We start from the raw sequence: 1,625 nt of genomic DNA, 5'->3' as shown, positions 1-1,625 counted from the left end.
GGTGGTGCGGCACCTTCACCGCCACGACCACGAGGTCCACCTCGTCGCAGGCAACCAGTTCGGCTGCCGTCCCGAAGGTGCGGGACACACCGTGCTTGTGTCCGGAGCGCTCCGCTGACTGTTTCGAGCTTGTACTCAGGGCCCTCAGCTCGTAACCCGGAACGGCACGCAGGGCCGGCAGGTGAGAGCGCTCGGCCCAGCTCCCCTGCGCTCCGAGTCCGATGATCCCTACTCCGATCGGCTTCTCGGACCGGGCCGACTCGGCGAGCGGTGACTCGGATGTGTTCATGATTCGCAGCCTGTTCTTGGTATTGATGGCACCGACGTCCCTCGCGGCGGCCATGGATTGGATAGGGGACCGGATATGGGAGTGGCCAACCGCGGGTGCAGGCGTCGGCGTAGGAGATTCACGACCGGTGGGTGCGAGGTCGGCGGGTGCTGCCGCGGATGGGCTGTAGGGCACGGAGATGCTGTGGGTGTCGCGGGAACTTCCGGCTCGACTCGCCGAGCATGCCGGCGGAGACCATGCCGGTGGAAGCGGCGAAGTCTGCTTGGCCGTCGGCGGTCAGTTCCTTGGGCGCTTGGCTGGGACCGCACACGCATCTCCCACCAGCTCACCCGCATGGGCAAACGCGGACTCGTCACCCGCGAACGCGCCGGCGGTGTCACCGTCACCCTCACCCACACCGGACGACAGGCCGTCACCGCCGTGCGCCCCGGCCTGGACGCTGCGGTACGCCGCCACTTCACCGACAAGCTCTCCGCGCGGGAAATGGAAACACTGAGCTCCGTGCTCCGCCGGCTGTAGCTGCCAAAACACGAAGCCGACAGCCGCCGGGGGCGCGATCACCGGCCCGCCGACCAGGTGGCCGTGGCCCTCACCGCAGGGATGTCCGTCGCCCTTGGCGGTCAGGACGTGCGGGTCCGCCGGCGCGGCGTTCGGCGCGGTCGGCGCCGAGAAGCGCCGCACCCCGTACGCCTACAACCAAGTCCGGGACACCCGGAGTTGCGTGAAGTGCCGGAAGGGGCGGCGGCGGTGAGCGGGTGCGGCGCGGGATGGGATGGGAACGGCTATCCGCCGATTGGCACTTGGCCTTGCACTTCCGCTTGCGACCATCGAGATCCCTTGATTGACGGGGTCCCCCGGGTAGCCGTAGGAGTTGGCTCCGCCACGACCTCGCTCGGCTGGGGCGACGTGGTCACCGGGCCGTTCGACCCCGTCGGCCTCCTCCTCGGGTTGTGCGTTCCGGACTGCCTCGCCCAACCCGTCCCGGACGGACACGGCGCCCTGGAGGCGGTGCTGGGCGCCGACCTGTACGACGCCGAGACCGCGGAGCGCTACGGCTGGGTCAACCGGGCCGTCCCCGCCGACGAACTCGACGACGTCGTCGACCGCCTCGCCCGCAACATCGCCGCCCTGCCCGAGGGCGTGATCGCGGCGGCCAAGCGCGCCATCGTCCCCGAGGACCTGGCCGAGGGTCTGCGACGGGAACACGACGCCTGGGCGAACCAGTTCGCTCGCCCCGAGGCCGAGCGTCTCATCCGCGGCGGATTGACCCACGGCGCCCAGACCCGCGACGGCGAACGCGACCTGGAGGGCCTGCTCCGGGGACTGCCCGGATAGG

The 1,625-nt window shown here is 70.4% G+C and carries 3 protein-coding genes; 2 read left to right on the top strand and 1 reads right to left on the bottom strand.

Features of this window, described 5'->3' with window-relative positions; translation table 11 throughout:
• Positions 1-289: Gfo/Idh/MocA family oxidoreductase (locus GT354_RS53840; RefSeq protein WP_161356302.1), on the bottom strand; the 289-nt coding region annotated here is incomplete at its 3' end.
• Positions 290-622: 333 nt separating this feature from the next.
• Between GT354_RS53840 and GT354_RS12105 the strand changes: the two genes are divergently transcribed.
• Both GT354_RS12105 and GT354_RS12100 read left to right on the top strand, forming a co-directional pair.
• Positions 623-808: a hypothetical protein gene (locus GT354_RS12105; RefSeq protein WP_237534643.1), complete on the top strand. Its 186-nt coding sequence runs from the start codon at positions 623-625 to the stop codon at positions 806-808.
• A 318-nt stretch (positions 809-1,126) separates the two neighbouring features.
• Positions 1,127-1,624, top strand: a complete 498-nt coding sequence (locus GT354_RS12100) for a hypothetical protein (RefSeq protein WP_237534642.1) — start codon at positions 1,127-1,129, stop codon at positions 1,622-1,624.
• Position 1,625 lies beyond the last annotated feature (1 nt).

This window comes from Streptomyces sp. SID3343 (assembly GCF_009865215.1).
In the GTDB taxonomy this organism is placed as follows: domain Bacteria; phylum Actinomycetota; class Actinomycetes; order Streptomycetales; family Streptomycetaceae; genus Embleya.
Note: the sequence above shows the minus strand (reverse complement) of the source record. Positions and strands in the feature narration are given on the sequence as shown.

What these genes read in the sequence shown, in the direction of transcription:
- GT354_RS12105 (WP_237534643.1), top strand. Translation starts at nt 623, where the DNA reads ATGGGCAAACGCGGACTCGTCACCCGCGAACGCGCCGGCGGTGTCACC.